Annotated in this window: 25 protein-coding genes and 1 pseudogene; 4 read left to right on the top strand and 22 right to left on the bottom strand. The window is 64.5% G+C overall.

Annotation, left to right across the window (positions count from 1 at the left end):
- Positions 1-5: 5 nt before the first annotated feature.
- The 4 genes from GEV38_RS14400 to GEV38_RS14385 are packed head-to-tail and all read right to left on the bottom strand — an operon-like array spanning position 6 to position 3,857.
- Positions 6-959 (bottom strand): lysylphosphatidylglycerol synthase domain-containing protein, encoded by a 954-nt coding sequence (locus tag GEV38_RS14400; protein ID WP_054573295.1) that lies wholly within the window; start codon positions 957-959, stop codon positions 6-8.
- Entirely contained in the window at positions 959-2,161 is a 1,203-nt protein-coding gene (gene clsB / locus GEV38_RS14395) for a cardiolipin synthase ClsB (protein WP_054573296.1), read from the bottom strand. Before clsB ends, GEV38_RS14400 begins: the two co-directional genes overlap by 1 nt.
- The gene (locus tag GEV38_RS14390; RefSeq protein ID WP_013972626.1) at positions 2,158-2,943 is read right to left on the bottom strand and encodes an endonuclease/exonuclease/phosphatase family protein; all 786 of its coding nucleotides are present in this window, start codon (positions 2,941-2,943) and stop codon (positions 2,158-2,160) included. The genes clsB and GEV38_RS14390 overlap by 4 nt, the downstream gene beginning before the upstream one ends.
- Positions 2,940-3,857: a DUF72 domain-containing protein gene (locus tag GEV38_RS14385; RefSeq protein WP_054573297.1), complete on the bottom strand. Its 918-nt coding sequence runs from the start codon at positions 3,855-3,857 to the stop codon at positions 2,940-2,942. The genes GEV38_RS14390 and GEV38_RS14385 overlap by 4 nt, the downstream gene beginning before the upstream one ends.
- 165 nt (positions 3,858-4,022) lie before the next feature.
- Here GEV38_RS14385 and GEV38_RS14380 point away from each other — a divergent pair, with 165 nt between their 5' ends.
- Together GEV38_RS14380 and GEV38_RS14375 are read left to right on the top strand one after the other, a co-directional pair.
- Positions 4,023-4,397 (top strand): low affinity iron permease family protein, encoded by a 375-nt coding sequence (locus tag GEV38_RS14380; protein WP_054573298.1) that lies wholly within the window; start codon positions 4,023-4,025, stop codon positions 4,395-4,397.
- 22 nt (positions 4,398-4,419) lie between these two features.
- Positions 4,420-4,971 (top strand): ATP-dependent Clp protease proteolytic subunit, encoded by a 552-nt coding sequence (locus GEV38_RS14375; RefSeq protein WP_015270335.1) that lies wholly within the window; start codon positions 4,420-4,422, stop codon positions 4,969-4,971.
- Positions 4,972-5,097: 126 nt separating this feature from the next.
- On the opposite strand, the gene GEV38_RS14370 is transcribed toward GEV38_RS14375, so the two are convergent.
- A complete protein-coding gene (locus GEV38_RS14370; protein WP_054573299.1) occupies positions 5,098-5,496 on the bottom strand; it encodes an NUDIX hydrolase in 399 nt (132 codons plus the stop codon).
- A gap of 81 nt (positions 5,497-5,577) precedes the next feature.
- Positions 5,578-9,360, bottom strand: coding sequence for a CheR family methyltransferase (locus tag GEV38_RS14365; protein ID WP_173895868.1), 3,783 nt, complete (start codon positions 9,358-9,360; stop codon positions 5,578-5,580).
- Between the two features lie 279 nt (positions 9,361-9,639).
- On the opposite strand from GEV38_RS14365, the gene GEV38_RS14360 reads away from it, so the two are divergent.
- Positions 9,640-9,849, top strand: a complete 210-nt coding sequence (locus GEV38_RS14360; RefSeq protein WP_003259459.1) for a general stress protein — start codon at positions 9,640-9,642, stop codon at positions 9,847-9,849.
- A 167-nt stretch (positions 9,850-10,016) separates the two neighbouring features.
- A complete protein-coding gene (locus tag GEV38_RS14355; RefSeq protein WP_054573301.1) occupies positions 10,017-10,286 on the top strand; it encodes a DUF6555 family protein in 270 nt (89 codons plus the stop codon).
- A gap of 384 nt (positions 10,287-10,670) precedes the next feature.
- Here GEV38_RS14355 and GEV38_RS14350 read toward each other — a convergent pair whose 3' ends face one another.
- The 16 genes and pseudogenes from GEV38_RS14350 to paaF form a co-directional block, all read right to left on the bottom strand.
- Positions 10,671-10,841 (bottom strand): hypothetical protein, encoded by a 171-nt coding sequence (locus GEV38_RS14350; RefSeq protein ID WP_155252250.1) that lies wholly within the window; start codon positions 10,839-10,841, stop codon positions 10,671-10,673.
- Between the two features lie 156 nt (positions 10,842-10,997).
- Positions 10,998-13,049: a phenylacetic acid degradation bifunctional protein PaaZ gene (paaZ, locus tag GEV38_RS14345; RefSeq protein WP_054573564.1), complete on the bottom strand. Its 2,052-nt coding sequence runs from the start codon at positions 13,047-13,049 to the stop codon at positions 10,998-11,000.
- Between the two features lie 28 nt (positions 13,050-13,077).
- Complete coding sequence (locus GEV38_RS14340) at positions 13,078-14,310, bottom strand: OprD family porin (protein ID WP_015270330.1); 1,233 nt, start codon at positions 14,308-14,310, stop codon at positions 13,078-13,080.
- 40 nt (positions 14,311-14,350) lie between these two features.
- Positions 14,351-15,919, bottom strand: a pseudogene (locus GEV38_RS14335) (cation acetate symporter); the annotation flags it as partial.
- Complete coding sequence (locus GEV38_RS14330; protein WP_004376242.1) at positions 15,910-16,218, bottom strand: DUF485 domain-containing protein; 309 nt, start codon at positions 16,216-16,218, stop codon at positions 15,910-15,912. The pseudogene GEV38_RS14335 and the gene GEV38_RS14330, both read right to left, overlap by 10 nt.
- Positions 16,219-16,444: 226 nt before the next feature.
- A complete protein-coding gene (gene paaE, locus GEV38_RS14325; RefSeq protein WP_054573566.1) occupies positions 16,445-17,521 on the bottom strand; it encodes a 1,2-phenylacetyl-CoA epoxidase subunit PaaE in 1,077 nt (358 codons plus the stop codon).
- 15 nt (positions 17,522-17,536) lie between these two features.
- On the bottom strand, positions 17,537-18,070 hold the full coding sequence (paaD, locus tag GEV38_RS14320) for a 1,2-phenylacetyl-CoA epoxidase subunit PaaD (protein WP_054573567.1): 534 nt from the start codon (positions 18,068-18,070) through the stop codon (positions 17,537-17,539).
- Positions 18,057-18,815 carry a 1,2-phenylacetyl-CoA epoxidase subunit PaaC gene (paaC, locus tag GEV38_RS14315; protein WP_054573568.1) on the bottom strand — a complete coding sequence of 253 codons (759 nt, stop codon included), beginning with the start codon at positions 18,813-18,815 and terminating at the stop codon, positions 18,057-18,059. Before paaC ends, paaD begins: the two co-directional genes overlap by 14 nt.
- Positions 18,816-18,823: 8 nt before the next feature.
- Entirely contained in the window at positions 18,824-19,105 is a 282-nt protein-coding gene (gene paaB, locus GEV38_RS14310) for a 1,2-phenylacetyl-CoA epoxidase subunit PaaB (protein ID WP_013972614.1), read from the bottom strand.
- Between the two features lie 25 nt (positions 19,106-19,130).
- A complete protein-coding gene (gene paaA / locus GEV38_RS14305) occupies positions 19,131-20,120 on the bottom strand; it encodes a 1,2-phenylacetyl-CoA epoxidase subunit PaaA (RefSeq protein WP_015270325.1) in 990 nt (329 codons plus the stop codon).
- A 292-nt stretch (positions 20,121-20,412) separates the two neighbouring features.
- Entirely contained in the window at positions 20,413-21,732 is a 1,320-nt protein-coding gene (gene paaK, locus GEV38_RS14300; RefSeq protein ID WP_054573569.1) for a phenylacetate--CoA ligase PaaK, read from the bottom strand.
- Positions 21,733-21,853: 121 nt separating this feature from the next.
- Entirely contained in the window at positions 21,854-23,074 is a 1,221-nt protein-coding gene (gene pcaF, locus GEV38_RS14295) for a 3-oxoadipyl-CoA thiolase (RefSeq protein WP_054573570.1), read from the bottom strand.
- Complete coding sequence (paaI, locus tag GEV38_RS14290) at positions 23,067-23,507, bottom strand: hydroxyphenylacetyl-CoA thioesterase PaaI (RefSeq protein ID WP_054573571.1); 441 nt, start codon at positions 23,505-23,507, stop codon at positions 23,067-23,069. Before paaI ends, pcaF begins: the two co-directional genes overlap by 8 nt.
- On the bottom strand, positions 23,500-25,017 hold the full coding sequence (gene paaH, locus GEV38_RS14285; RefSeq protein WP_054573572.1) for a 3-hydroxyacyl-CoA dehydrogenase PaaH: 1,518 nt from the start codon (positions 25,015-25,017) through the stop codon (positions 23,500-23,502). The genes paaI and paaH overlap by 8 nt, the downstream gene beginning before the upstream one ends.
- 2 nt (positions 25,018-25,019) lie before the next feature.
- Complete coding sequence (gene paaG, locus GEV38_RS14280) at positions 25,020-25,811, bottom strand: 2-(1,2-epoxy-1,2-dihydrophenyl)acetyl-CoA isomerase PaaG (RefSeq protein WP_015270321.1); 792 nt, start codon at positions 25,809-25,811, stop codon at positions 25,020-25,022.
- Between the two features lie 34 nt (positions 25,812-25,845).
- A complete protein-coding gene (gene paaF / locus GEV38_RS14275; protein ID WP_054573573.1) occupies positions 25,846-26,619 on the bottom strand; it encodes a 2,3-dehydroadipyl-CoA hydratase PaaF in 774 nt (257 codons plus the stop codon).
- Between the last annotated feature and the right edge of the window lie 339 nt (positions 26,620-26,958).

The raw sequence follows: 26,958 nt of genomic DNA, 5'->3' as shown, positions 1-26,958 counted from the left end.
CCTTGTCAGGTCTGGGCAGGCTTCTCGCGCCGGCGCATGGCCTTGGCGCGTTTCTCGAGGATCAGGTAGACAAGCACCGCCAGCAACAGCGGCACCAGGTAGTACAACGTGCGGTAGCCCAGCAGGGCCGCCACCAGCGTGCCCTGGGCAAGCTGCCCATGCAGCAGGGCCAGGAACACCGTTTCCAGCACACCCAGCCCGGCCGGGATATGCGCAACCACACCAGCAACGCAGCTGATCAGCAGGATGCCAAGAATCGACGGGTAGAAGGCTTCGCCAGGCAGCAACCAGAAGATCAGCAGCGCCATCAGCGCCCAGTTGCTGGCACCCAGTACAACCTGGCACAGCGCCAGGCGCAGCGACGGCAGCGTTACCTCATGGTCGCGCCAGCGCCAGGTGCGCTTTTTGGCGAAGCCACAGGCCAGCAGGTAGCCAGCGGCAATCGCCAGCAACACCACGCCGATCAGTTGCAGGCCGCTGGCACCGACCGCCCAGTTGGCGGGCAGCTCGACCAGGCGCAAGGCGAACACGGTGCCAGCCAGCAGCATGTAGCCCATCCAGTTGGTCAGCAGGCCCAGGGTGAGGATGCGGGTGATGGTAGCCGTGTCCAGGCCCAGGCGGCTGTAAAGCCGGTAGCGCAAGGCAACCCCACCCACCCAGGTGGTGAAATTCAGGTTGAAGGCATAGCACACGAAGGCCACTGGCAAAACCTGGCGTGCCGGCAGGTGGTGGCCGGTGTAGTCCCGGGCCAGCAGGTCGTAGCTGGCGAACGTCAGGTAGCTGCACCCGGCCAGCGCCAGGCCTATGGCCAGGGTGCCGGGCTTGTAGGCCAGCAACGACTGGCGCACCTCGTTCCAGTCCAGGTTGCGCGCCAGCAGGTACAACAGCGCAGGGATCAGGATCAGGAATGCCAGGGTGAACAGCCGCTTGCCCCAGGTTTGCCAGTGTTTACGCGCCATCAGGTTTGGCCCTCGTGGTAGTCACCCTGTGCCTCGGCCTCCGGCTGCACCGAGCGCAGGTGCTGGCGGTGCGCCGGGAACCAGCCGGCAATCCGCGGGAAATGGCGGATCACGTGGAAGCACACGAAAATCAGCGGCGCCCGCCACCAGTAGCCGCGAACCATGCGTTCCAGGGTGACCGGCTTGCATTGTTCGCGGGCCAGCTGCTGCAGGTGCTGGTTGAGCTGCTGGTTGAAGGCGCGATCACGGATGAACAGGTTGGCTTCCAGGTTGAACGACAGGCTGAGCGGGTCCAGGTTGCTGGAGCCGACCGTGGCCCACTCATCGTCCACCAGCGCCACCTTGCCGTGCAGCGGCCGCTGGCAATACTCGTGAATGGCCACACCATCGCGCAGCAGGTAGTTGTACAACAGCCGCGACAGCGCCCGCACCCAGCGCATGTCTGGCTGGCCCTGCAGGATCAGCCGCACCTCCACGCCACGCCGGGACGCATTGCGCAGTTCACGCATCAACCGGTAGCCCGGGAAGAAATACGCGTTGGCCACCACGATACGCTGCCGGGCGCTGCGAAACGCCTGCAGGTAGTGGGCCTCGATATCGGTGCTGCGCACCCCGTTGTCGCGCTCGACCAGCACGGCGCTGCAGGTACCGGCAGGCTCGGTCAGCGGCCGTACCGCGCTGGGCGGCTGCAGCACCGGCGACATCAGGCGCTTGCTGGCGGCATGCACCTGCGCCACCACCGGGCCGGCGACTTCCACGGCATAGTCCTGCTTGGCCATGGCACCAAAATCGCCTAGGTGGTCGGCGCTATAGTTGATGCCGCCAATGAAGGCCCGCTCGCCATCGACCACCACGATCTTGCGGTGCAGGCGCCGGAACAGGTTAGTGCGCATGCCCACCAGCCGCGGCTGCGGGTCGAAGGCATGGAAACTGACCCCGGCATCGGTCATGGCCGCAATGAAGGAGTCGGGCAGGTCGGCCGTGCCGTAGCCATCCACGGCCACTTCGACACGCACGCCGCGGTGGGCGGCATCTATCAGTACCTGCTGCAATTGCTGGCCAACCTTGTCATCGAAGATGATGAAGGTCTCCAGCAGGATTTCCTCCCGTGCCTGGGCCATGGCCTCGAACACGCGGGGGTAGTATTGCTCGCCATTGATCAGCAACTGCACGCTGTTGCCGTCTACCCAGGGTCGGTTCACAGTTTGATCTCCGCAGCCAGAGGGGCGTGGTCGGAAAGGTGCGACCACGGGTACTTCGACAGCACCTGGGCAGTGCCGGGCATGGCATTGCGCAGGTAGATGCGGTCCAGGCGCAACAGCGGCAGACGCGCCGGAAAACTGCGCGCCGGGGTGCCGAAATGCTCGCCGAAGGCCTCTACCAGGTGTTCGCACAGCACGGCATCGGCCTTCAGCCGCCAATCGTTGAAATCGCCGGCGATGATTACCGGCGCCTTGGGCGGCAGGCTGTCGAGCAGGTCCAGCAGCAGCTTTACCTGGCGTTGCCGGTGGGCCTCGCGCAGGCCGAGGTGCACGCACACCGCATGTACCTGGTCATGGCCCGGCACCTCCAGCTGGCAGTGCAGCAGCCCGCGCTGCTCGTTGCCCTGCACCGAGACGTCCAGGTTGTCGAAGCGGCTGATGGGGAATTTCGACAGCAGCGCGTTGCCGTGGTCCCCATGGGGGTACACCGCATTGCGGCCGTAGGCGAACTGCGGCCACATGCTGTCGGCCAGGAACTCGTACTGTGGCGTATCCGGCCAGGCCGGGTGGCGCAGGGCATGTTGCTGGTGGCTGCCGTGCACCTCCTGCAGGAACACCAGGTCGGCGCCGGTGGCGCGCACGGCTTCGCGCAACTCGGGCAGGATGAAGCGCCGATTGAAGAAGGTGAAGCCCTTGTGCACGTTCAACGTCAGCACATTCAGCCGACGCACGGCGGTGATCTTGTCGATGATGCCGTGCGGGGCAGGCAGGGTCCTGTTCACAGGGTCACCTCCGGCACCACGCCAGGCTCGGTCATCAGTTCATGGTCCAGCGACAGCTTCTGCAACAGGCGCCGGGCGTCATAAGGCGCATGGACTTTCTGGTCGTTGTCGAAATAGCAGTAGACGTCACGGGCGGCGCGCCGCGGTGGCGGCCCAGGCACCACCAGCTGGGCATCGTCGGCCTGGCGGCCCTGGCTCCAGTGCTGGATGCGCTGCTTCCAGCGCCGCAGCGCCTGGGCGGTATAGCCACTGCTGTACAGCTCGACATCGCCATGCAGGCGCATGTACACGAAGTCGGCGGTAAGGTCCTCGACATAGGGCCATTTACCGGCACTGTCGGCCACTACCAGCGCTACCTGGTGCTTGCGCAGCAACTTGATGAAGGCTTCGCACAAAAAGCTTTCGTTGCGGATTTCCACCGCGTGGCGCAGCCGTGCGTTGCCCCTGATATCGGTGCTGCCGTTGTCCTTCAGGCGCTGCGCACACCCCTGTGCGCATTCGCGGGCCTCCTTGCGGCTGTGCGGTAGCAGTTCGAGAAAACGGGCGAAGCGGCCCTCGTCGAACTTCATGTTCGGCGGAAACTGCCACAGGAACGGGCCCAGCTTCTTGCCGAGCAGCAGCGGCCCGGATGCGAAGAAATTGGCCACGGCTTCTTCGATGTCCTTGAGCCGCCGTACATGGGTGATGTAGCGCGGGGCTTTTACCGCGAACACGAAGCCGGGCGGCGTCTGGTCATGCCAGCCCTGGTAGCGTTCGGGTGTTTGCAGGCTGTAGAACGAGCCGTTGATTTCAATGCTGTTGACCGCCCGCGAAGCGAACGCCAGTTCGTCGTCCTGGGGTAGGCCCTTCGGGTAGAAATCCTTGCGCCACGGGCCGTAGCGCCAACCGGAGATGCCGATGCGGATATCGCTCACGCTGCCTTCCTCATTGCCAGTCCTTGTTCGGTCACTCTGAAGGTGCGACTGGTGAACAGCGGCCAGGGTTCAGCACGGTTGACCAACGGAAAAGGCTGATGCCGCGTGGAACTTTGCGGCCTGCGGCGTTTCCACCGCATACCTGCTACGAGGAAGGGCGCCAGGATGAAATTCGACCGTTTCGCCCAATGGCTGGCCAATTGGGCCGGCCGCCCGCTGACTTTTGGCATCGCCTGCCTGCTGATCCTGATCTGGGCAGTGACCGGGCCGCTGTTCGGCTTCAACGACACCTGGCAACTGGTGATCAACACCTCGACCACCATCATCACGTTTCTCATGGTGTTCCTGATCCAGAACACCCAGAACCGCGACAACGACGAACTGCACATCAAGATCGATGAGCTGTTGCGCACCACCCAACAGGCGCACAAGGCGCTGCTGGACCTTGAAGACATGGATCCGGCCGAGCTGCATGCCCTGCGCAAGCAATACCGGCAGATGGCCGGGCAGGGTGACGATGCGCATTCAACCAAGGAATGACCTGCCAACCTTGGAGGCAAGCATGGCCAGACATATCGTCCACTTCACCGGGCCTATCAATTCATCCACCTGCGGCAACCTGATCAACACCTGTTCGCGGGCGTTGCAGCAGGGCGCCGACGCCCTGCAACTGAACATCGCCACCATGGGCGGTGAATGCAGCTACGGGTTTACTTTGTACAACTTTCTGCGGGCGTTACCGGTCGAGGTGCATACCCACAACCTGGGTACGGTGGAATCCATGGGCAACATCATCTTCCTGGCCGGGGAACGGCGCACGGCATGCAGTTACAGCAAGTTCCTGTTTCATCCTTTCCACTGGACCTTGCATGGCTCGGTCGACCACTCACGCATGGCTGAATATGCGATGAGCCTGGATTATGACCTGCGGTTATACGCGCAAATCGTCGCCGAGCGGACCGAAGGGGCGGACGAGGTGCTGGATGTACCGCGGTATCTGATGGCCTACCCGCGGATACTCGGGCCCCGGGAGGCATTGGCGAACGGGATGATCCATGCCATAGACGAGATGCCGATCGAGGTGGAGGCTTGTCAGTGGAGTGTGCATGCCTAGCTGATACCTGTGCCGGCCTCGTCGCGGGCATGCCCGCTCCCACAGGTTCAGCACATGCTTCAGAAGCGGTGAAGTACTTGTGGGAGCGGGCAAGCCCGCGAAAGGGCCGGCACAGGAGAAAAAGGTCTACCTCACTGACGCTGCCATTGCCCGGTCACACGCCAGCAACGAGCGGATCAGCAGCTTGATCTCGTCCTTGAGCATGGGCACCTGGTCCAGGTGGGCGAACCGGCAATCAGCAATTTCACGCAGGGCCTTGGGATGTGGGGCGTCGGCGAACTCCGCTTCGAACACATAATGCATGCGCTCTGCCGCTTCGTGGCGCATCAGCAGGGTCAGCGATTCTGCCTGCAACCCGGTTTCCTCAAGCAATTCACGCTCCGCTGCCTGTACTGGCGTCTCGCCGGGCTCGATCCTGCCGCCGGGCAGGGTCCAGGCGGCGTTGGGCTTTCTCACCCACAGCCATTTATGGGTTTGTTTGCCATGCCGGCAGATGATCGTTGCGCGATGCTTGACTGGTTTCATTCAGGCTCCCGGGCGAATCCCTCATTCCATGTAGATTCGGCCCCCGGCGGCAATGAACGTTGCGTTGAAAGCGACCAACGGTCAGTAAGGCACCGAACCGCTGAGGGCCTCGATGGCCTCGACCAGCTCGTCATAGCCCACCGGTTTGTTCAGGTGCCGGTCAAAGCCGGACTGGCGTGACTTGTACTGGTCGGCGCTGGCGCCATAGCCGGTCAGGGCGATGGCCGGGGTATGGCGAAGGTGCACGTAGCCACGCAGGGCCTTGATCAGCGCATGGCCGTCCATCACCGGCATGCCGATATCGGACAGGATGATGTCGTATTCCTCACCCGCAGCGGCGTCCAGGGCCTCACGTGGCTTGCTGAAGGCATTGACAGTGGCGCTCTCCATTTCCAGCAGCTCCTGCATTACCGCCAGCACTTCTACGGAATCGTCCACCAGCAACACGCGAATTCCATTAAGGCGGCCCTCGCTCAGTGGCTCCGAGCCTTGCTCACGCTGCGGGAGTTGCGTATCGCAAAGTGGCAGGGTGACCTCAAAGGTGCAGCCCAGGCCCAGCCCCGGTGACTTGGCGCGTACGCTACCGCCATGGGCCTCGACCAGTTGCCGTACCAGCGACAGGCCGATGCCCAGGCCCTCGCGGCTGTGGCTGGCCTGTTGCGGCGTAGCCTGGCTGAACAGGTCGAAGATGTGCTCGAGGCTGTCGTGGCTCAGGCCTACGCCATGGTCGATCACCTGCAACCGCGCGTGGTTTTCGTCGTGGCTCAGCACCAGGCGTATCTCATTGCCCGCCGAGCTGAACTTCAGCGCGTTGTTGAGCAGGTTCCAGATGATCTGCTCCAGGCGGGTAACGTCACCTTCGATCATCACCGGCAGGGTGTCGGCGGGCAGCTCCAGGCGAACCGGGCAGGGGTGTTGCTCGCTCACCACCACATCATGGATGCCCTGCAGGAGGGCGAGCAGATCCACAGGTTGGGTCTTGAGCTTAAGCTTGCCGGTCCGAATGCGCGCCACATCCAGCAGGTCGTCGATGATCCGCGCCTGGCTGGTTACCGCGTCGCAAATGGTACCCACGGCCTTGCTCGCTGCACTGATGTTGCGCAGCGACGGCAGGCGGCGCAGGATTTCGGCATTGAGCTGGATCAGGTTCAGCGGGTGCTTGAGCTCATGGGACATGACGGCGAAGAACTCGTCCTTCATGTGGTTGGTACTCTGCGTCTCGGCCAACTGCTTGCTCAGGCGCTCTTCGCCCAGGCGCACGCGCTCTTCGGCGGCATGGCTGCTGCTGATGTCGATGAAGGTCAGCACCGTGCCGTCGATTTTCTGCTCGCTGGAGCGGTAGGGCAGCAGGCGCGCCAGGTACCAGTGATCGCTTTGGCCGCCGATTTCACGCTCGATGACGGCCTCGCCCTGGGCCACGGCGCGGGCATCGTCGGCCAGCGCCGGGTAATCCAGGCAGTGGGTGATGTCGAGCAGGGAACGGCCGGTATCGACTGGCAGGATATTGAAGAGGTCGGTGGCGCGGGGCGTGAACCAGCGAATATGCAGGTTGCGGTCGACGAACACCGTGGCGATCTCGGTGCAGGCGATCAGGTTGCTGAGGTAGTCGTTGACCTTGTCGGTTTCCTCGACCTTGTTCTTCAGCTCGTAGTTGACCGTGAGCAGTTCCTCGTTGATCGACTGCAGCTCTTCCTTGCTGGTTTCCAGTTCTTCGCTGGCCGACCGCAACTCCTCGTTGATGGCCTGCATCTCTTCGTTGGAAGCCGTCAGCTCCTCGCTGGAGACCTCTGACTGCTCGATGGTTTCCTGCAGTTGCAGGCGAGTGCGCTGCAGTTCGCGTTCGAGGTTGTGCAGCACCATGCTGTCGGTCTGGCGGATGACGCCGGGTAACGGCAGGGACGGGTCGGGCGCGCGTTCCTCGAACACCACCAGCAGGCAATCGCTGGCGCTGAGGTCGTCCTTGTACGGCTGCACGGTGATTTCCACCTGCAGCTTGCCCATGGTTTCCGCCAGGTCGACAGGGCGCGAGGTGACCGCCTCGGTCCCCTGGCGCGCCTGGAACAAGGTGCTGCGCAGGGCCAGGCGCAGGGGCGGCAGCACCAGGTTGAGCAAGCTGCGGCTCGGTTCGCCACCGGCCAGTTGCAGGAAACGCCCTACGCCTTCGCTCATGTGCAGGATATTGCCATCGATATCGACGATCAGGCTGGGCGGCATGCGACGCGCCAGGGCGCGGTAGTGAAGGTCGGCGAACGATGGCTTGCGCCCCGGCTTGGCCTTGGCCAGCGTTTCCAGTGGCATGCTGGCGGCAGATGTGCCGGCCAGCTGACGGCCGGAACGGCGGCCGGTATTGCTGGCATCGAGTGCGCGGAAAATGCGGTTGCGTTTGTCCACCGGGGCGAACAGTTCACTGGCCATGTCGGCCGACTCGGACGACCCGAGGAAAAGGTAGCCACCCGGGCGCAGAGCGAAGTGGAACATCTGCAGGATGTCACGCTGCACCTCGCGGTCCAGGTAGATCAGCAGGTTGCGGCAGACAATCAGGTCGATCTGCGAGAACGGTGGGTCCGACAGCAGGTTGTGCCGGGCGAACAGCACCTTTTCGCGAACCTCTTTGCGCACCCGGTAATGCTGGTCTTCCTTGAGGAAGAACTGGCGCAGCCGGCTGGGCGGCACGTCGGTGACAATCGCCTCGGGGTATGAGCCACTGCGGGCGATGCCGATGGCGCGTTCGTCCAGGTCGGTGGCGAACACCTGTACCTTGTGCGAGCGCTGCTCCAGTGCCAGCTGCTCGCAAACCAGCATGGCGAGGCTGTACGCCTCTTCGCCGGTGGAGCAGCCGGCCGACCACACGCGTATCTCGTCCGCGCCCTCGGCCGGGTCGCGTTCGCAGACCAGCTGTGGCAACACATGGCGCTCCAGGGCTTCGAACGCTTCGCGGTCGCGGAAGAAATTGGTCACGCCGATCAGCATGTCGGCCAGCAAGGCCCTGGATTCCGCGGGGTACTGTTCCAGGTAATGCAGGTAGGCCGCCAGGTCTGCCTGGCCGGTCACATGCAGGCGGCGCTCGATGCGTCGCAGTACCGTGGCGCGCTTGTAGTGCTGAAAGTCGTGGCCAGTATTGCTGCGCAACTGCAGCAGGATCTCTTCGAGCATCGGCTCGCTGGCCTGGGCATCGCCGACTCGGGTGCCCAAGGCCGGAGGCAGGGTATCGTCTTCGATTTCCGGGAGCCTGACCTGGCGGGCATTGCGCCACAGCTCCAGCAGCTTCTGCGGCATTTCTGCCGCCGGCAGCACCAGGTCGACCATGCCGGTCTCGATTGCGGCACGGGGCATGCTGTCGTACTGGGCGTCGTCCGGTGTCTGCGCCAGGGTCACACCGCCTTGCTCCTTGATCCGCGACAGGCCCACGGCGCCATCGGCACCGGTACCGGACAACACCACGCAGAAGGCGTGGTCCTTGTGCACGTCAGCCAGGTCACGGAAGAACAGGTCGATGGCCACGTGGTCGCCACGGCGCCGGTTGGCCGGGGTCACCCGCAGGTAGCCGTCGTTGGTGGACAGGCGATTGGCCGGTGAAATCACGTAGATATGGTTGCGCTCGATGGGCACCGGCTCAGTCACCTGGCGCACCGGCATTTGCGTGGTGTCCTGGATGATGCGGTCGGCGACGCTCTGGTGGTCGGGGGACAGGTGCAGGACCACGACGAAGGCCATGCCGCAATCGCTGGGCATTTGCCGGAACAGCGTACAGATCGCTTCCAGGCCGCCTGCCGATGCACCGATGCCCACCACCGGAAAATCCAGGTGGCTGGGGCTGAGTGCCGGGTTCTGGGGCGAGGCAGGTTGCTTGGGGGACGACTTCATGGACGGAGCCTTGTGCAGACCGGAACGTTCCGCCCTTAGCAGCATCATCGGGCGTGTGTGTGGCGGGATTATAGGCCGTCGCCATGCTATTGAGACCTCTGCTTGCGAAGGAAAGTGCGACCCGCCTGCATCCGCCGCCCAAACCTTTTGCCGACACACGTTTGGTGCCGTTGGTCAGTTGCTGGCAAAACCATTGAGCAAAGTCTGTGATCGGCGGCTCGGAACCAAGGCATGGCAAACATCCATGCGAGCAGCCAATCCATCGCAAGGAGATACCACATGGCGCAGGATCAAGAGCGAACCAGCCAGCGCGGCGGCACCAAGGAAACCAACCCTGGCAATTTTGCCAATGACCGGGAACGGGCCTCCCGCGCGGGGCACAAGGGTGGGCAGGCGTCTGGCGGCAACTTCGCCAACGACCGCCAACGGGCATCGGAGGCCGGTCGCAAGGGCGGCCAGAACAGCCACGGCGGGGGCCGCCAACAGTGAGTTGAGTGCTTCTGGGCACCCGATACCCGCAGTGCCGGGTGCCGGCTACCTCCTGTGTACCGGGGCTGCAATGGCCTTTGGTACCTGTTGCTCGACATTTTTTTGAATCTTCTGGCCGTACCCCGATCAATCAGGGTGTCATCCATGGAGAAGAGGAGGCCCCTGCGATGCCTGGCCCACAGCTATACATCATCGATTACCAACTGCATGGCAAGCCGCGCAGTTTCATCATCCGTCTGGAGACGCTGGACAACGCCGAGGCCTGGCATTGGGCAAGTTGTGATGCGGGCATCGGCATCATTCCGAAGTTCGGGCGCGAAAAAATCAGGAAAGTCAGCAGGCCGATGGCCGAGCGCTACGGGATTACCGCGGTGAGCTGGCGGGTATCCGGCAGCAAGCCGAACCAGTCGGTGGGGGGGCCAGCGGCGACAATGTGATCCCTAGCCCAAAGCACTGTGTCGCCTGCTTCGCGGGCATGCCCGCTCTCATAGAACAACACATGACTCATTGGTTCGGCGAGGTCCTGTAGGAGCAGCCTTGTGCTGCGAAGAGGGGCTGACGAAGCCTGTCTATTGGCTGTACCGGCCTCTTCGCAGCACAAGGCTGCTCCTACAAAGGACGCGTCAGACGAGCGATATTGGTTCTCTGCGCGACAGCGCAGCCCAAAGGGCTGGGCAATCTCCCACAGGGACATCACCAGTTCAAGGAGTGCGCCCTACCTGCGGGAGCGGGCGCGCCCGCGAACACCGGCGCAGCCGGTGCCATGCACCGCGTTGGATTCTTCGCGGCTAAAGCCGCTTCTACAGGTACGCGCAGGCCGTCTAGGCACCGGACTCGGGGTCGCTGGCCGGCACGCCCGGGCGGTTTTCTTCGTCATCAGTCACATTGGGGTCGGCATCCGGGTCATCTGCCCGGTCATTGCGCCGGTCCGGCTCGAGCTCTGGCCAGTCATCCTGTGCGCTGCCGCCACCCATCGCAGTAAACTCTTTCATCTCGCAACCCTCGCTCTCGATGAAAAAAAGGCCCGCGATCAGGCGGGCCCAATACAGGAGTGAGAGGCGAAGCCATTGACCACCCCTCATTGAATGAGAGCGGCAACAGCCAGGGGCGGTCGGTTGGATGTCCACCACCCCTGACCAACGGTACTGTCAGGGCTTCTTCAGCACGAGGGTGAGAATGTCGTAGCTGGCGACCAGCTCACCCAGCTGGTTGGTCACCTCCACATCCCACGCCACCACGCCCTGGGGCTGGCCCAGCGGGCTGGTCTTGCCCTGGTCGATCTTGCGTTTGCAGGTCAGGCGTGCCTGGATGGTGTCGCCGATGCCCACCGGGTTGATGAAGCGCAGGGTATCCAGGCCGTAGTTGGCCAGTACCGGGCCTTCACCTGGCGAGACGAACAGCCCGGCCGCTGCCGACAACACGAAGTAGCCGTGGGCGATGCGCTTGCCGAACTGCGATTGCTTGGCGGCGATCTCGTCGAAGTGCATGTAGAAATGGTCGCCCGACAGGCAGCCGAAGTTGACCAGGTCGGCTTCGGTCACGGTGCGCCGGTGGGTGAGCAGCGACTCGCCGATGCGCAACTGCTCGAAATAGCGGCGGAACGGGTGTACTTCGGTTTCGATCACTTCGCCACCGCGCACGTATTCGCCGGTTATCGCCGTCAGCATGCTCGGCGAACCCTGTACTGCGGCACGCTGCAGGTAATGCTTGACGGCACGCAGGCCACCCAGCTCTTCACCACCACCAGCGCGGCCCGGGCCGCCGTGCTTGAGTTGCGGCAATGGCGAGCCATGCCCGGTGGATTCCTTGGCCGCCTCGCTGTCGAGTACCAGCAAGCGGCCGTGCCAGGCGGCAGCCACTGGAATGGCCATGGCTGCCACGCTGCGGTCGGCGGTGACCAGGGTCGCCACCAGGCTGCCTTTGCCCCGCGCGGCCAGCGCCAGGGCTTCATCGAGGTCGTCATAGGCCATCAGCGTGCTGACCGGGCCGAACGCTTCGATATCGTGGGCACCGCCTTCGGCATGCGGGTCACGGGCCTGCAGCAAGGTCGGAGCAAAGAACGCGCCCTCGGCTACGCCCTCGCCACGCGGCGCAAAGCCATCGCTGGCGCCGAACAGCTGCTCGCAGCTCTGCAGCAGGCTGCGCACGCGCTCGGCCACATCGTGCTGCTGGTCGTGGGAGGCCAGGGCGCCCATGCGCACACCTTCCAGCGACGGGTCACCGACAACCACCTTGTCCAGCCGCTCGCGCAGGCGCGTGGCAACCGCGTCGATGTGCCTGGCCGGTACGATGGCGCGGCGGATGGCGGTGCATTTCTGGCCGGCCTTGGTGGTCATTTCGCGGACCACCTCCTTGATATACAGGTCGAACTCTTCGCTGTCCGGGGTAACGTCCGGGCCGAGGATGGCGCAGTTGAGCGAATCGGCTTCGGCGGTGAACGGCACCGAGTTGCGCACCAGGTTCGGCGTGACGCGCAACTTGGCGGCGGTGTCAGCGGAGCCGGTGAAGGTCACCACGTCCTGGCCTTGCAGGCGGTCGAGCAGGTCGCCGGTGCTGCCGATCACCAGTTGCAGGCTGCCTTCGGGCAACAGCCCGGATGCATTCATCAGGCGCACCACGGCCTCGGTCAGGTAGCTGGTCGAGGTCGCCGGCTTGACGATGCACGGCATACCGGCCAGGAAGGTCGGGGCGAACTTCTCCAGCATGCCCCAGATGGGGAAGTTGAAGGCGTTGATGTGCACCGCCACGCCGGCGCGCGGCACCAGGATGTGGCTGCCGGCGAAATGGCCTTGCTTGCCCAGCGGGATGGCCGGGCCTTCGTGTACCAGGTTGCCCGACGGCAGTTCACGGCTGCCGATGCCCGCATAGGAGAACAGCGTGGCGTTGCCGCCTTCGATGTCGATCCAGCTGTCGGCACGGGTGGCACCGCTGTGGTGGGACAGGGCGTAAAGCTGCTCCTTGCGCTCGGCCAGGTACAGCGCCAGTGCCTTCAGGCGGGCAGCGCGTTGCTGGAAGTCCATGGCCATCAGCGTGGCCAGGCCACGGGCGCGGGCAAAGTCCACGGCCTCGGCGAAATCCGGGCGCTCTTCGTGGCTGTAGGCCAAAACGTGGCCATCCAGGGCGCTACGCAGGGCCTGGGCGCCGTGCTGGCCAAGCCAGCGGCCGGCGATGAAGCTTTGCAGGGTAGGGGCGGCAGACATGCTGTTCTCCAATGTAGAGGGGGCGCTGTTACCACAGCGCCACGGTGTAGCCGATGATCAGGCGGTTTTCGTCCACGGCGTTGGTCAGGCCATTGCCGGAACGGAAGGTGACGTTGCGCCAGCGCAGGCTGACGTCCTTGAACGGGCCGCTCTGGATGACATAGGTGATGTCGGTGTCGCGCTCACGCTCACGGCCGTTGCTGACAGTGGCGGTTTCGGCGTGGCGGCCATCGGTGTAGCGGGTCATGAAGCTCAGGCCGGGGATGCCCATGGCGACGAAGTCGTAGTCGTAGCGCACCTGCCACGAGTCCAGCCCGGCGCGGGTGAAGGTGTTGTAGGTGACCAGGTTGACGGTGAACGGGTCGCCGCCGTTCACGAACGGGAAGGCACTGTCGCCGGACATCTGCTGCCAGGCGGCGGTGAACTTGTGGGCCCGTACGCCGAGGGTGAACATGGCGTTGAAGTTGCGGTTGTCGATGTTGCCGGCACGCTCGGCGCCGTCGTTGCGGCTGTCGAAGTAGCGCAGGTCGGTGCGCAGGCTCAGGCCTTCGCCCAGCGGGCGGGTATCGATCAGGCCGACGAACTGCTGGCGGTAGATGTCTTCGAGCTTGGCGTAGTAGTAGCTGACGCTGGTTTGCGGGGTGATGGCGTAGCTGCCGCCGCCGAAGTCCAGGTGGTCGCTGCTGGCGGCGCCGTAGCCTATGTCGTCGCGGCCCGAGGAATCACGCAGGTTGGCCTTGGTCAGGCGGCCGGCGTTGAAGGTCAGGCCGGCCAAGTCCTGGCTGGTGAGCAGGCCCCCCTGGAAGGTGGAGGCCAGCAGGCGGGTGTCGTTGTACACCACCACCGGCAGGATCGGTTGCAAGGTCCCCAGGCGCAGGGTGCTCTTGGCCACCCGCACCTTGCCGGTCAGGCCCAGTTCGCTGTAGTCGTCGACCGGTTCATGGCTGTTCGGGCCGAAAGGCAGCAGGCCGGTATTGCGCCGGTCGCGGCTGGAGTCGAGCTTGATGCCCAGTTGGCCCATGGCGTCGACACCAAAGCCGACCGGGCCTTCGGTGAAGCCCGACTCCAGCTTGGCGGTAAAGCCCTGGCCCCATTCCTCGGCCTTGGCCTGTGGTGCATTGCTTTGGCGGAAATCGCGGTTGAGGTAATGGTTGCGCAGCTCCAACCGGGCGTGGCTGTCGCCGAGGAAGTCTGCCATCGCCGGCATCGGCAGGGCGAGGGTCGCCAGCCAGGCGGCCGAAATGAAGTGCGTGCGGTTCATTGTTGTTGTTTTACCCGACATGGTTGTTCTTCCCTGAGAGTCAGTGCTTGCTGGCGCCGGCGGCGCCGATTCCGGTCATGGAACGGATGAACTGGGCCAGGTAGCGGCCACGTTCCTGGCTGGCGCGTTCGGAGCTGTCAGTGACCGAGAACACCCAGGCGCCGAGGAAGGCCAGGCTCATGGAGAACAGCGCCGGGTTGCTGTAGGGGAACAGCGCCTTTTCGTGATGCAGCACGTTGACCCACACCGCCGGGCCCAGCACCACCAGCAGCACCGCCGAAACCAGGCCGGCCATGCTGCCGCACACCGCGCCGCGGGTGGTCAGGCCTTTCCAGAACATCGAAAGCAGCAGCACCGGGAAGTTGACCGAGGCGGCCACCGCCAGCACCAGGCCGGAGAGGAAGGCGATGTTCTGCGACTCGAACATCAGGCCAAGGATGACCGCCAGCAGGCCGATCAGCAGGGTGGCGATACGCGACACGCGCATTTCCTCCTGCTCGCTGGCCTTGCCCTGGCGCACCACGCAGGCATACAGGTCGTGGGAAACGGCCGATGCACCGGACAGCGCCAGGCCGGCGACCACCGCCAGGATGGTGGCGAAGGCCACGGCGGAGATGAAACCGAGGAACAGATTGCCACCCACGGCCTGGGCCAGGTGCACGGCGACCATGTTGCCGCCGCCGATAATGGCGCCGGTGGCATCACGGTAGGACGGTTCGGTGCCGACCATGACGATCGCACCAAAGCCGATAACGATCAGCAGCAGGTAGAAGTAACCGATGAACCCGGTGGCATAGAACACGCTCTTGCGCGCTTCCTTGGCATCGCTGACGGTGAAGAAGCGCATCAGGATATGCGGCAGGCCGGCGGTACCGAACATCATGCCCAGGCCCAGGGAAATGGCGTCCACCGGGTTGGACAGCAAGCCGCCCGGGGCCATGATCGCCTGGCCCTTGGCATGCACGGCCACGGCGCTGGCGAACATCGCTTCGGTGCTGAAGCCGAAATGCTTGAGCACCATGAAGGCCATGAAGCTGGTGCCCGAAAGCAGCATCACTGCCTTGATGATCTGCACCCAGGTGGTGGCGAGCATGCCGCCGAAGGTGACGTAGGCGACCATCAGCACACCGACCAGCATCACCGCGTACAGATAGCTGATGCCGAACAGCAGTTCGATCAGCTTGCCGGCACCGACCATCTGCGCCACCAGGTACATCAGCGCCACCACCAGGGTGCCGAAGGCCGAGGTCAGGCGCACCGGGGTTTGTGCCAGGCGGTAGCTGACCACGTCGGCGAAGGTGTACTTGCCCAGGTTGCGCAGGCGTTCGGCGATCAGGAACAGGATGATCGGCCAGCCGGCCAGTACGCCCAGGGCATACAGCAGGCCGTCGTAGCCGTTCATGAACATCATTGCCGAAATGCCCAGGAACGACGCGGCGCTGATCATGTCGCCGGCGATCGCCAGGCCATTCTGCATGCCGGTCAGGCCCCCGCCGGCGGTGTAGAAATCGCTGGCCGAGCGGGTGCGCATGGCAGCCCAGCGGGTGACCAGCAGGGTGAAGCAGACGAACACCATGAACATCGAGATGGCGGTCCAGTTCATTGTGCGCACTCCTGCTTGACCTTGTCGTTGAGCGGGTCGAGCACGTTGTTGGCGCGGTGCACGTAGATGCCGGTCAAGGCGAAGGACAGCAGTACCATCAGCACGCCCACCAGCATGCCAACGGTGGTCACGCCACCGCTGAGGGACTGGCCGAGGGTGCTGGGGGAAAACGCCACCAGCAGGACGAAGCCGTAGTAGATCACCAGCATGGCCAGGGTCAGGCTGCCGTTGAGGCGGCGTTTGCGCTGCACCAGGTGCTGGAAGTCGGGGTGGTTGGCGATGCTTTCGATGCGTTCGGGTGTCATGGGTTGCGATCTCTGGGTGTTGTAATTGTTTTGTTGAGGTCACGCGGGTGTTGCATTGCAATGCTGTTGGTGCGGCCTTTGTAGGAGCGGCCTTGTGTCGCGAAAGGGCTGCGCAGCAGCCCCGGCAATCCATGATCAGGGCCAGGATCCTGGGGCCGCGTTGCGACCCTTTCGCGACACAAGGCCGCTCCTACAGAGACCGCGTCAGTCCGAGAGGGGCTTGGGCCTACAGCTGGTCGAAATCGAGCACCACCTTGTCGCTCACCGGGTAGGTCTGGCACGACAGCACATACCCGGCCGCCACTTCGTAATCCTCCAGGGCATGGTTGCTGTCCATCTCCACTTCGCCCTCGATTACCCGGCACTTGCAGGTCGAGCACACGCCGGCCTTGCACGAGTACGGCAGCTCGGCGCCGATGGCGTTGCCGGCGTCCAGCACGTTCTGGGTGTTGCGTGGCAGGTCGAAGGTAAGGGCGCGGCCGTCGCTGATCACGGTGATGTGGCTGAGCGCCGAGTCCACTTGGCGCGCCGCCTCGCGGGCTTCACGACGGGCTTCGCTGCCGGCGGCTGCGAACAGCTCGAAATGGATACGGTCCTTGGCCAGGCCATTGGCCTGCAGGCTGTCGCGCACCGTCTCGGTCATCGCCTGTGGGCCGCAGATGAACGCAGCGTCCAGATTGGCAACGTCCATCCAGCGCGAGAACAACTGGCCGCACTTGTCGGCATCGATGCGGCCGTTGTACAGGTCGACATCCTGCTGCTCGCGGCTGAACACGAAAATCAGGTTCAGGCGGTCGAGGTAACGGTTCTTCAGGTCTTCCAGCTTGTCGCGGAACAGTGCGCCAGAGCTGGAGCGGTTGCCGTACAGCAGGGTGAAGCGGCTGTGCGGCTCGCTGGCCAGGGTAGTGGCGATGATCGACAGGATCGGCGTGATGCCGCTGCCGGCAGCCACGCCCAGGTAGTTGCCCTGGCGGGCCGGTTCCAGTGGCACGAAGAAGCTGCCCGACGGCGGCATCACTTCCAGTTGCTGGCCTGCCTTGAGCACGTCGTTGGCAAATGCCGAGAAGCGCCCGCCTGGCACGCGCTTCACCGCCACACGCAGTTCGCCATCCTGCACGGCGCTGCAGATGGAATAGGAACGGCGGACTTCTTCGTTATCCAGTTGGGTGCGCATGACCAGGTACTGGCCCTGGGTGAAACGGAACTGCGCCTGCAGGTGCTCGGGCACGTCGAAGGCAATCGACACCGCATCGCGGGTCTCGTTGCGCACTTGTTTGATGGTCAGGCTGTGAAACTGGCTCATGGCGTTCTCCACGGCTCAAATGCATTTGAAATAGTCGAACGGCTCCAGGCACTCGCGGCAGCGGTAAAGCGCCTTGCAAGCCGTGGAGCCGAACTGGCTGAGCAATTCGGTATGGGCGCTTCCGCACTGCGGGCAGCACACCTGCGGCGCCTCGCCGAGCAGGCTGCGTTTGCTGGCGCTGCCCTGTGGCGGGGCGATGCCGTAGGCGCGCAGGCGCTCGCGGCCCAGTTCGCTGATCCAGTCGGTGCTCCAGGCCGGGGTCAGCCGGCGCTCGAGCAGCGGCGCGGGGAAGCCGGCCTGCTCCAGCGCCTGGCGGATATCCCCTTCGATCACCTCGGTGGCAGGGCAGCCGGAGTAGGTCGGCGTGACGACCAGGTGCAGGTGCCCGGCGCGCCAGCCGAGGTCGCGCACGATGCCCAGGTCGACCACGCTGACCACGGGCACTTCCGGGTCCATGACCTCGGCCAGTACCGCCCAGGCCCGGGCCAGGTCATCGCCGCGTGGCGCGCGGGCGCCACGGTCGCCGGCAATCAGCTCACCAGGTTGCATCGGGGTACGCCCTTGGCAGGAACTGCATCTCGGCCAGCAGCAGGCCCAGGTGCTCGGTGTGCAGGCCTTTGCGGCCGTCCAGGTAGAAGTGGCTGGCGGCCTTGGGCAACGGCAGTTCGACCGAAGCGAAGGTCTCGCCAACCTGCTTGAGCCAGGCCGCGCCGACGGCAGCGGGGTCGGCGGCGATACCCGCTTGCGCCAGGTGCACTTCATTGTCGCTACCGGCGGCCAGTTCGACGGTGAAGCGCCACAGTGCCGGGATGGCCGCGAGCATGCGTTGGCGGCTTTCTTCGGTGCCACCGCCCAGGCGTTGCACCCACTCGCTGGAGCGGCGCAGGTGGTAGGTGACTTCCTTCAGGGCCTTGGCGGCGATACCGGCGATACGCTCGTCGTTCGAGCCGACCAGACCCTGAAGCACGGCGAAATGCCAGGCGTCATAGAAGAACTGCTTGGTCATGGTCACGGCGAAATCGCCGTTGGGCTGCTCGACCAGCAACAGGTTGCGATAGGCGCGCTCGTCACGGCGGAAGGCCAGGGCGTCGGCGTCACGGCCATCATCGAGCAGCTCGGCGGCGTATTCCAGCCAGTTGCGCGCCTGGCCTACCAGGTCGAGGCCGACGTTCATCAGGGCCAGTTCTTCTTCGATGGCCGGGGCGCGGCCACACCATTCGCAGAGGCGCTGGCCCTGCACCAGGGCACTGTCGCCGAGCAGCAGCAGGTAAGGGACAAGGGTTTCGTTGTGCATGGCCAACCTCACATGTGTCCGACTTCGTCGGGCAGTTCGTAGAAGCTGGCATGGCGGTAGACCTTGTCGTCCGCAGGGGCGAACAGCGGGTCTTTCTCGTCCGGGGAAGAGGCGGTGATCAGTGCCGAGGGCACCACCCACAGGCTGACGCCTTCGCTGCGGCGGGTGTACAGCTCGCGGGCGTTTTCGATGGCCATGGCGGCATCGGCGGCGTGCACGCTGCCGACATGCTTGTGGTTAAGGCCGTGCTTGCTGCGCACGAACACTTCGTAGAGGGTCCAGACAGACATTTTCGATCTCCGCATCAATCGCCGCTCAGGCGGCGTTCTTGTTCTGTTGCTTGCGCGCGTAGGCCACGGCGGCCTCGCGTACCCAGGCGCCGTCCTCGATGGCCTTGCGCCGGGTGGCGACACGTTCCTGGTTGCACGGGCCATTGCCCTTGATCACTTCGTAGAACTCGTCCCACTGGATTTCGCCGAAGTCGTAGTGACCGCGCTCGGCATTCCACTTCAGCTCGGGGTCGGGGGCGGTGCAGCCGAGCAGCTCGAGCTGCGGCACGGTCTGGTCGATGAAGCGCTGGCGCAGTTCATCGTTGGTCTGGCGCTTGATCTTCCAGGCCATGGACTGGGCGCTGTTGGGGGAGTGCTCGTCGCTGGGGCCGAACATCATCAGTGCCGGCCACCACAGGCGGTTGATCGCGTCCTGGACCATGTCGCGCTGGGCCTGGGTACCGTGACGCATCATGGTCAGAAGGATTTCGTAGCCTTGGCGCTGGTGGAAGCTCTCTTCCTTGCAGATGCGGATCATCGCGCGCGAATACGGGCCGTAGGAGGTGCGCTGCAGCACCACCTGGTTGACGATGGCGGCGCCGTCCACCAGCCAGCCCACTGCGCCCATATCGGCCCAGCTGAGGGTGGGGTAGTTGAAGATGCTCGAGTACTTGGCCTTGCCGCTGTGCAGCTTGGCGATTTCTTCGTCACGGTCGGCGCCCAGGGTTTCCATGGCGCTGTACAGGTACAGGCCGTGGCCGGCTTCGTCCTGGATCTTGGCCATCAGCTGCAGCTTGCGCTTGAGGCTGGGGGCACGGGTGACCCAGTTGCCTTCGGGCAGCATGCCGACGATTTCCGAGTGGGCGTGCTGGGAGATCTGCCGGATCAGGGTCTGGCGGTAGGCCTCGGGCATCCAGTTCTTGGCTTCGATCTTGATTTCGGCGTCGATCTTTTCCTGGAAGTTGCGCTCCTCGGGCGACATCTCTTCCAGCGACTTGACGCGCTTGACTCCGGTTTCCACTAGCTGTGCGTACATGTGTTCCGACTCCTGCTAAGGCATGAGTCATTTGTAAGCGATACAAAACATAACGTCAAACAGTTTTATGTGTATCGAATAAGATTTGTGTATCACTTTGCGGGCCAAGAGGGCTGCTGTGCAGCCCTTTCGCCGGCAAGCCAGCTCCCACAGGAGAGCGGTTGCCCTGGAGATGGACGCTGCCCCTGTGGGAGCTGGCTTGCCGGCGAAAGGGGCGCAAAGCGCCCCCAGCAATCTCCCAGGCAAAAAAAAGCCCCGGACGATGCCGGGGCCGAAAAGGCAGCCGAATGAATCAGCTGGCCAACCGTTTGTCGAACACGTGGCAGGCCTTGCCCTCGGAACGCTTGAGCGTGCCGCAGGGCTGCAGGCGCACCTGGGTGCTGATGCCGATATAGGTCTTGATCTGCTTGGTCAACTCCCCGGTCAACAGCTTGCGCTGGCCTTCATCAAGGTGCTGGCACTCCGCACGCAGTTCCACATGCACCTCGACACTGTCGAGGTTGCCATTGCGATACAGATGAATCTCATAAAGCTCGGAAAGCTGTTTTATTTTTAGCACCTGTTCCTCGATCTGGGTCGGGAACACGTTGACCCCGCGAATGATCAGCATGTCATCGCTGCGGCCGGTGATCTTGCCAATCCGCCGCATGGGCCTGGCGGTACCGGGCAGCAGGCGAGTGAGGTCGCGGGTGCGGTAGCGCACCATGGGCAGCGCTTCCTTGCTCAGCGAGGTGAACACCAGTTCGCCCAGTTGGCCGTCCGGTAGCACCGCACCGGTGACCGGGTCGATGATCTCGGGGTAGAAATGGTCCTCCCAGATGGTCGGGCCATCCTTGGTTTCGAGGCACTCCATCGCCACACCAGGTCCCATGATTTCCGACAGGCCATAAATGTCGAGGGCATCGATGCCCAGCCTTTGCTCGATCGAGCGGCGCAGCTCGTCGGTCCACGGCTCGGCGCCGAATATGCCCAGGCGCAGCTTGAGGTCTTGCGGGTCGATGCCCTGGCGCTCGATCTCGTCGGCCAGGTTGAGCATGTAGGAGGGGGTGACCATGATGATGTCGGGCTGGAAGTCGCGAATCAGCTGCACCTGCTTCTCGGTCTGGCCACCGGACATGGGGATCACCGTGCAGCCCAGGCGCTCGGCACCGTAATGCGCGCCAAGCCCGCCGGTGAACAGGCCGTAGCCGTAGGAGACATGCACCTTGTCCCCCTTGCGCCCACCCGCGGCACGGATCGAGCGGGCGACCACATTGGCCCAGGTGTCGATGTCGTTCTGGGTGTAGCCCACCACCGTCGGCTTGCCGGTGGTGCCACTGGAGGCGTGCAGGCGCACCACCTCTTGCTGGGGCACGGCGAACATGCCGTAGGGGTAGTTGTCGCGCAGGTCGTTCTTGCCGGTGAAGGGGAACTTCGCCAGGTCTTCCAGGCACTTGAGGTCGTCGGGGTGAGCGCCGCACTCGGCAAAGCGCTGGCGGTACAGCGGTACGTTGTCGTAGGCGTGCTGCAGGCTCCAGCGCAGGCGCTCCAGCTGGTGCTGGCGCAGGGCGTCGACACTGGCGGTTTCCATCGGGTCCAGCAGGGCACGATCGGCATCATGGTACATGTTCATGGCTTCACTCGAATTGTTCTTGTACGCCGCGCGGTACCGGTTGCAGGCCGCGTGGTGAGTGTCATGGAAGCAGCATATACGGCTGCGTTCGGTTCGGTAACAAGCCGATGGTCTGAGCCGCTCAGAGGCGTTCGATGACCATCGCGATGCCTTGGCCAACGCCGATGCACATGGTGCACAGGGCGTAGCGTCCGGCGGTTTCTTCCAGCTCGTGCAACGCGGTGGTGACCAGGCGTGCACCGCTCATGCCCAACGGGTGGCCCAGGGCGATGGCACCGCCGTTGCGGTTGACCCGCGCGTCGTCGTCGGCCAGGCCGAGCTCGCGCAGTACCGCGAGGCCCTGGGCGGCAAAGGCCTCGTTGAGCTCGATGACGTCCATGTCTGCCAGCGACAACCCGGTAAGCTCCAGTACCTTGCGGGTCGCCGGTACCGGGCCGATGCCCATCAGCCGTGGTTCGACCCCGGCCACCGCCATGCCGACGATGCGGCCGCGAGCCTTCAGGCCATGGCGGCGGGCGGCGGCGCTGCTGGCGAGCAGCAGGGCGCAGGCACCATCGTTGACCCCGGAGGCATTGCCGGCGGTGACGCTGCCGCCGTCACGGAACGGGGTACCCAGCCTGGCCAGTTGCTCCAGGGTGGTGTCGCCGCGGGGATGTTCGTCGTGCTCGACCACTTTGGCCGGGCCTTTGCGCTGCGGGATCTCGACCGGCACGATTTCCCGTGCCAGGCGCCCGCGTGCCTGTGCAGCGGCGGCCTTGTGCTGGCTACGCAGGGCAAAGGCGTCCTGGTCGGCGCGGGAAATACCAAACTGCTGCGCAACGTTCTCGGCCGTTTCCGGCATCGAGTCGGTGCCGAAGGCCGCCTTCATCAGCGGGTTGACGAAACGCCAGCCGATGGTGGTGTCGAACAGTTCGGCCGCACGGCCGAACGCCTGCTCCGACTTGCCCATGACGAACGGCGCGCGTGACATCGACTCCACGCCGCCGGCCAGCATCAGCCCGGCTTCGCCGCAGCGCAGGGCGCGGGCCGCATTGCCGATGGCGTCCAGGCCGGAGCCACACAGGCGGTTGATGGTGGTGCCCGGCACTTCGATCGGCAGCCCGGCCAGCAAGCTGGCCATGTGCGCGACGTTGCGGTTGTCCTCGCCAGCCTGGTTAGCGCAGCCGAGGATGACGTCGTCGATGGCTTTCCAGTCCAGTTCGGGGTGGCGCTGGATCAGGGCCTTGAGCGGGATGGCAGCCAGGTCATCGGCGCGCACGCCGCTCAAGGCGCCGGCATATCGGCCGATGGGAGTGCGCACGGCGTCGATGATCAAGGCATCGGCTTGAGTGTGTTCAGTCATCTTGCGTCTCCTGCGCCAGCACGGTGCCGCGCACTTTGTAGGATTTGCCATGGAACATCGCCACCAGCTCACCGCGCTGGTTCTCGATGCGGACGTGGTACAGGCCGGTGCGGCCCTTGCGGCTGACCTCGCTGGCGCGAGCGGTAAGCACGTCATCGCGCAGCGCCGGGGCCAGATAGTCGATGCTGCAGCCCAGGGCGACGGTGGCCTGGTCGTGACTGTTGCAGGCGAAGGCAAATGCCGAGTCGGCCAGGGCGAACAGGAAGCCGCCATGGCAGGTGCCATGCCCCTGGATCATGTCGGCGCGTACCGGCATGCGCAGGCATGCCTGGCCAGGGCCGGCTTCCAGCAAGCGGATGCCCAGGCCCTGGGTGGCCTGGTCGCGGGCGTACATGGCCTGGGCACAGGCTTGTGCCAGTTCGACTTCAGTCATGCAGGGTGCCTCCTTTGGCTTCGCAGCGGCGTAACAGCAGGGAAGGGCGGTAGCGGCTCTCGCCGTAGCTGCGCTGCAGGTTGTCGAGCACGCGCAGGGTGTGGGGGATGCCGAGGTTCGCGGCCCAGGCCAGCGGGCCGCAGGGGTAGTTGACGCCGGCGCGCATGGCCAGATCGATGTCGGCGGCGCTGCCGACACCTTGCAGCACGGCATCGGCGGCCTCGTTGGCGAGCATCGCCACGGTACGCAGCACCACCAGGCCGGGCAGGTCGGCGACCGCCGTTACCTTCAGACCGGCACGCCGCAGCAAGGCCACCGCCTGGTCGCGAGCGTTGTCGCTGGTGTCGGCCGACCAGCTGATGGCGAGGCGGGTGGCGGTGGTGTAGTCCAGGGCCAGGTCGACCAGTACCAGGTTGCGCAGGCCGTCTTCCCGGGCGCGCTGGCTGGCCAGGCGGCCATCGGACAGCGCCAGGGTGGCATCGCCCACCTGGATCAGACCGCTGCCGGCGCGTTGGGTCACGGCGACGCCGCTTTGGCGCAGGCGTTCGGCCAGAGGCTGCATCACCCCCAGGTCGCCTTCGACGACGCAGGCATCGACTATGGCGGGGCTATGCAGTTCGGCTGGCTGCGGGCGTTCGGCGCCTTCGGCATAGCTATAGAAGCCTTGGCCGGTCTTGCGCCCGAGGCGGCCCGCGTCCACCAGTTCTTTTTGCACCAGCGAAGGCTGGAAGCGGAAGTCGCCATAGAACGCATCGAAGACCGAACAGGTAACGGCGTAATTGACATCGTGGCCGATCAGGTCGGTGAGTTCGAATGCGCCCATGCGGAAACCACCGGCATCACGCAGCAGCGCATCGAGGCTGGCGCAATCGGCTGCGCCTTCCTGCAGCAGGCGCAGGCTTTCGGCGTAGAACGGCCGCGCCACGCGGTTGACGATGAAGCCCGGCGTGGAGCGCGTGTGCACCGGCTGCTTGCCCCAGGCCTGGGCGGTGGCATGAATGCACGCGGCAACAGCCGGGGCGGTGGCCAGGCCCGAGACCACTTCGACCAGGGCCATCAGCGGCGCCGGGTTGAAGAAGTGCATGCCAACCACCTGGTGCGGGCGTTGCAGCCCGGCGGCGAGGCTGGTGATGGACAGCGACGAAGTGTTGCTGGCGAGGATGCAGTCGGTGGCGCACAAGGCTTCCAGCTGGCTGAACAGCGCCTGCTTGACCTGCAGGTTCTCGACAATGGCCTCGATCACCAGGCGAGCATCGGCCAGGGCTTCGAGGGCGTCTACCGGGCACAGCCGGGCGCTTATGGCTTCCCGTTCGGTAGCCTGCATCTTGCCTTTTTCCACCAGGCGGGCAAGTTGCCGGTCTATGCCGGCCACCGCCTGGGCGGCAGCGCCCGGGCGGTTGTCGTAGAGCTTTACAGGGTGGCCGGCCTGGGCCGCAACCTGGGCGATGCCTGCGCCCATGGCGCCTGCACCGATCACCGCCACTTTGGCAATGCTTGCGAGTGCGCTCATGATCAACGCCCCTTGAATGCCGGCGTGCGCTTGTTCATGAAGGCACTCACGCCTTCGCGATAGTCCTCGCTGCGCCCGGCCAGGCGCTGCAGGTCGCGCTCCAGCTCCAGCTGTTCATCGAAACCGTTGTCGAAACTGGCGTTCAGGCTGCGCTTGATCAGGGCCAGGCCGTAAGTGGGCTGGGTGGCGAGCTGGCGGGCGAGGGTGAGGGCTTCGTCGCGCAGCGCGGCATCGTCCACCACGCGGTGGATCAGCCCCCATTGCTGGGCCTGTTCAGCGCCCAGGCGCTCGCCCAGCATGGCCAGAGCCTTGGCCCGTGCCATGCCGACCAGGCGCGGCAGCAGCCAGGTGCCGCCGGAGTCGGGTACCAGGCCGATCTTGCAGAAGGCCTGGATGAAGCTGGCCGAGCGCGCCGCCAGCACCAGGTCGCAGGCCAGCGGGATGTTGGCACCGGCGCCGGCTGCCACGCCGTTCACCGCACAGATCACCGGCAGCGGCAGGTCGCGCAGGGTGCGCACCAGCGGGTTGTAGAACTTGTCGATCGATTCGCCCAGGTCCGGCATCTCGGCGCCCGGGGCGACGTTGCGATCGGACAGGTCCTGGCCGGCGCAGAAACCCCGGCCTTCGGCAGTCAGCAACAACACCCGGGCTTCGCTGCTCTGGCGTACTTGCTTGAGCGCCTCGCGCACTTCCAGGTGCATGGCGGTATTGAAGCTGTTCAGCTGCTCGGGGCGATTCAACGAGAGGAGGGCGACGCCGTCCTCGATGGAAAACAGGATGTGCTGGAAAGTCATGACAGACTCGCTCCGTCAGTCGAGGGAAAGATGATCAGCGGCCCTGGAAGCGGGCCTGGCGTTTTTCCTGGAAGGCACGGATACCTTCGTCGCGGTCGGCGGTGCCGGCCAGCAAGGTGAAGGCATGGCGTTCGAAGCGCAGGCCGCTGGCCAGGTCGGTATCGCCGGCCTTGAGCAACGCTTCCTTGGCCAGGCGCACTGCCAGCGGGGCCTTGGCGGCGATGCTGCGGGCGATGTGCAGGGCGCGTTCTACGGTGAGTTCCGGCTGGGTGATTTCGCTGACCAATCCGGCCTGCAAGGCATGACGGGCGGTGATGGCTTCGCCTGTCAGGACCATTTGCATGGCCAGCGGCTTGCCTACTGCCCGTAGCAGGCGCTGGGTGCCACCGGCGCCGGGGATGATGCCGAGGTTGATTTCCGGCTGGCCGAAACGGGCGTCGCTGCCGGCGATGACGATGTCGGCACACATCACCAGTTCGCAGCCGCCACCCAGGGCGTAGCCGTTGACGGCGGCGATCAGTGGCTTGGCGAAGGCGGCGATGCTTTGCCAGTGGGCCACCCGGGGGTCGTTGAGGATGCCGACCAGGTCGCGCTCGGCCATCTCGCGGATATCGGCGCCTGCGGCGAATGCCTTGCGGCTGCCGGTGAGCACCACCGCGCGGATCTGTTCGTCTTGCCCGGCCGCTTCCAGCGCAGCGGCCAGCTCTGCCAGTAGCTCGGTGCACAGGGCGTTGAGCGCCTCGGGCCGTTGCAGGGTAATGAGCTGGACGCCGTGTTCAGGCGCCGGCACATCGAGATATCGCGGCATGTCGGGTTCCTCTGGCTGCACGCACGGCACATCGTGGGGCCGGCATTTCTTGGAATTGTTTGCAGAGGCGTGATGCGGGGATCACGTCCAGGTGGAACCAGTATATGCATTATGCGATACAATAATGCAACATCCAAAATTGTTTCATGTATCTCTTTTTGTGGGAGTGACACCTGCCTCAGCAAAGGGTTTTATGATGTTGAATCGCTTCATCACCTTATAATTAACGATTAACGCTGAATTTAATGGAGCTCAATGACCCCAGCAAAAGTGATACACGACCATGGCGATTGACGCACCACAAGATTGTGATACAAGATCAAGGCGCATTTGAAATCA

It is taken from the genome of Pseudomonas sp. 13159349 (genome assembly GCF_013305685.1).
GTDB classification, from domain to species: domain Bacteria; phylum Pseudomonadota; class Gammaproteobacteria; order Pseudomonadales; family Pseudomonadaceae; genus Aquipseudomonas; species Aquipseudomonas asiatica.
Note: the sequence above shows the minus strand (reverse complement) of the source record. Positions and strands in the feature narration are given on the sequence as shown.

What these genes read in the sequence shown, in the direction of transcription:
- GEV38_RS14400 (WP_054573295.1), bottom strand. Translation starts at nt 959, where the DNA reads ATGGCGCGTAAACACTGGCAAACCTGGGGCAAGCGGCTGTTCACCCTG.
- GEV38_RS14380 (WP_054573298.1), top strand. Translation starts at nt 4,023, where the DNA reads ATGAAATTCGACCGTTTCGCCCAATGGCTGGCCAATTGGGCCGGCCGC.
- GEV38_RS14375 (WP_015270335.1), top strand. Translation starts at nt 4,420, where the DNA reads ATGGCCAGACATATCGTCCACTTCACCGGGCCTATCAATTCATCCACC.
- GEV38_RS14370 (WP_054573299.1), bottom strand. Translation starts at nt 5,496, where the DNA reads ATGAAACCAGTCAAGCATCGCGCAACGATCATCTGCCGGCATGGCAAA.
- GEV38_RS14365 (WP_173895868.1), bottom strand. Translation starts at nt 9,360, where the DNA reads ATGAAGTCGTCCCCCAAGCAACCTGCCTCGCCCCAGAACCCGGCACTC.
- GEV38_RS14360 (WP_003259459.1), top strand. Translation starts at nt 9,640, where the DNA reads ATGGCGCAGGATCAAGAGCGAACCAGCCAGCGCGGCGGCACCAAGGAA.
- GEV38_RS14355 (WP_054573301.1), top strand. Translation starts at nt 10,017, where the DNA reads ATGCCTGGCCCACAGCTATACATCATCGATTACCAACTGCATGGCAAG.
- GEV38_RS14350 (WP_155252250.1), bottom strand. Translation starts at nt 10,841, where the DNA reads ATGAAAGAGTTTACTGCGATGGGTGGCGGCAGCGCACAGGATGACTGG.
- paaZ (WP_054573564.1), bottom strand. Translation starts at nt 13,049, where the DNA reads ATGTCTGCCGCCCCTACCCTGCAAAGCTTCATCGCCGGCCGCTGGCTT.
- GEV38_RS14340 (WP_015270330.1), bottom strand. Translation starts at nt 14,310, where the DNA reads ATGAACCGCACGCACTTCATTTCGGCCGCCTGGCTGGCGACCCTCGCC.
- GEV38_RS14330 (WP_004376242.1), bottom strand. Translation starts at nt 16,218, where the DNA reads ATGACACCCGAACGCATCGAAAGCATCGCCAACCACCCCGACTTCCAG.
- paaE (WP_054573566.1), bottom strand. Translation starts at nt 17,521, where the DNA reads ATGAGCCAGTTTCACAGCCTGACCATCAAACAAGTGCGCAACGAGACC.
- paaD (WP_054573567.1), bottom strand. Translation starts at nt 18,070, where the DNA reads ATGCAACCTGGTGAGCTGATTGCCGGCGACCGTGGCGCCCGCGCGCCA.
- paaC (WP_054573568.1), bottom strand. Translation starts at nt 18,815, where the DNA reads ATGCACAACGAAACCCTTGTCCCTTACCTGCTGCTGCTCGGCGACAGT.
- paaB (WP_013972614.1), bottom strand. Translation starts at nt 19,105, where the DNA reads ATGTCTGTCTGGACCCTCTACGAAGTGTTCGTGCGCAGCAAGCACGGC.
- paaA (WP_015270325.1), bottom strand. Translation starts at nt 20,120, where the DNA reads ATGTACGCACAGCTAGTGGAAACCGGAGTCAAGCGCGTCAAGTCGCTG.
- paaK (WP_054573569.1), bottom strand. Translation starts at nt 21,732, where the DNA reads ATGAACATGTACCATGATGCCGATCGTGCCCTGCTGGACCCGATGGAA.
- pcaF (WP_054573570.1), bottom strand. Translation starts at nt 23,074, where the DNA reads ATGACTGAACACACTCAAGCCGATGCCTTGATCATCGACGCCGTGCGC.
- paaI (WP_054573571.1), bottom strand. Translation starts at nt 23,507, where the DNA reads ATGACTGAAGTCGAACTGGCACAAGCCTGTGCCCAGGCCATGTACGCC.
- paaH (WP_054573572.1), bottom strand. Translation starts at nt 25,017, where the DNA reads ATGAGCGCACTCGCAAGCATTGCCAAAGTGGCGGTGATCGGTGCAGGC.
- paaG (WP_015270321.1), bottom strand. Translation starts at nt 25,811, where the DNA reads ATGACTTTCCAGCACATCCTGTTTTCCATCGAGGACGGCGTCGCCCTC.
- paaF (WP_054573573.1), bottom strand. Translation starts at nt 26,619, where the DNA reads ATGCCGCGATATCTCGATGTGCCGGCGCCTGAACACGGCGTCCAGCTC.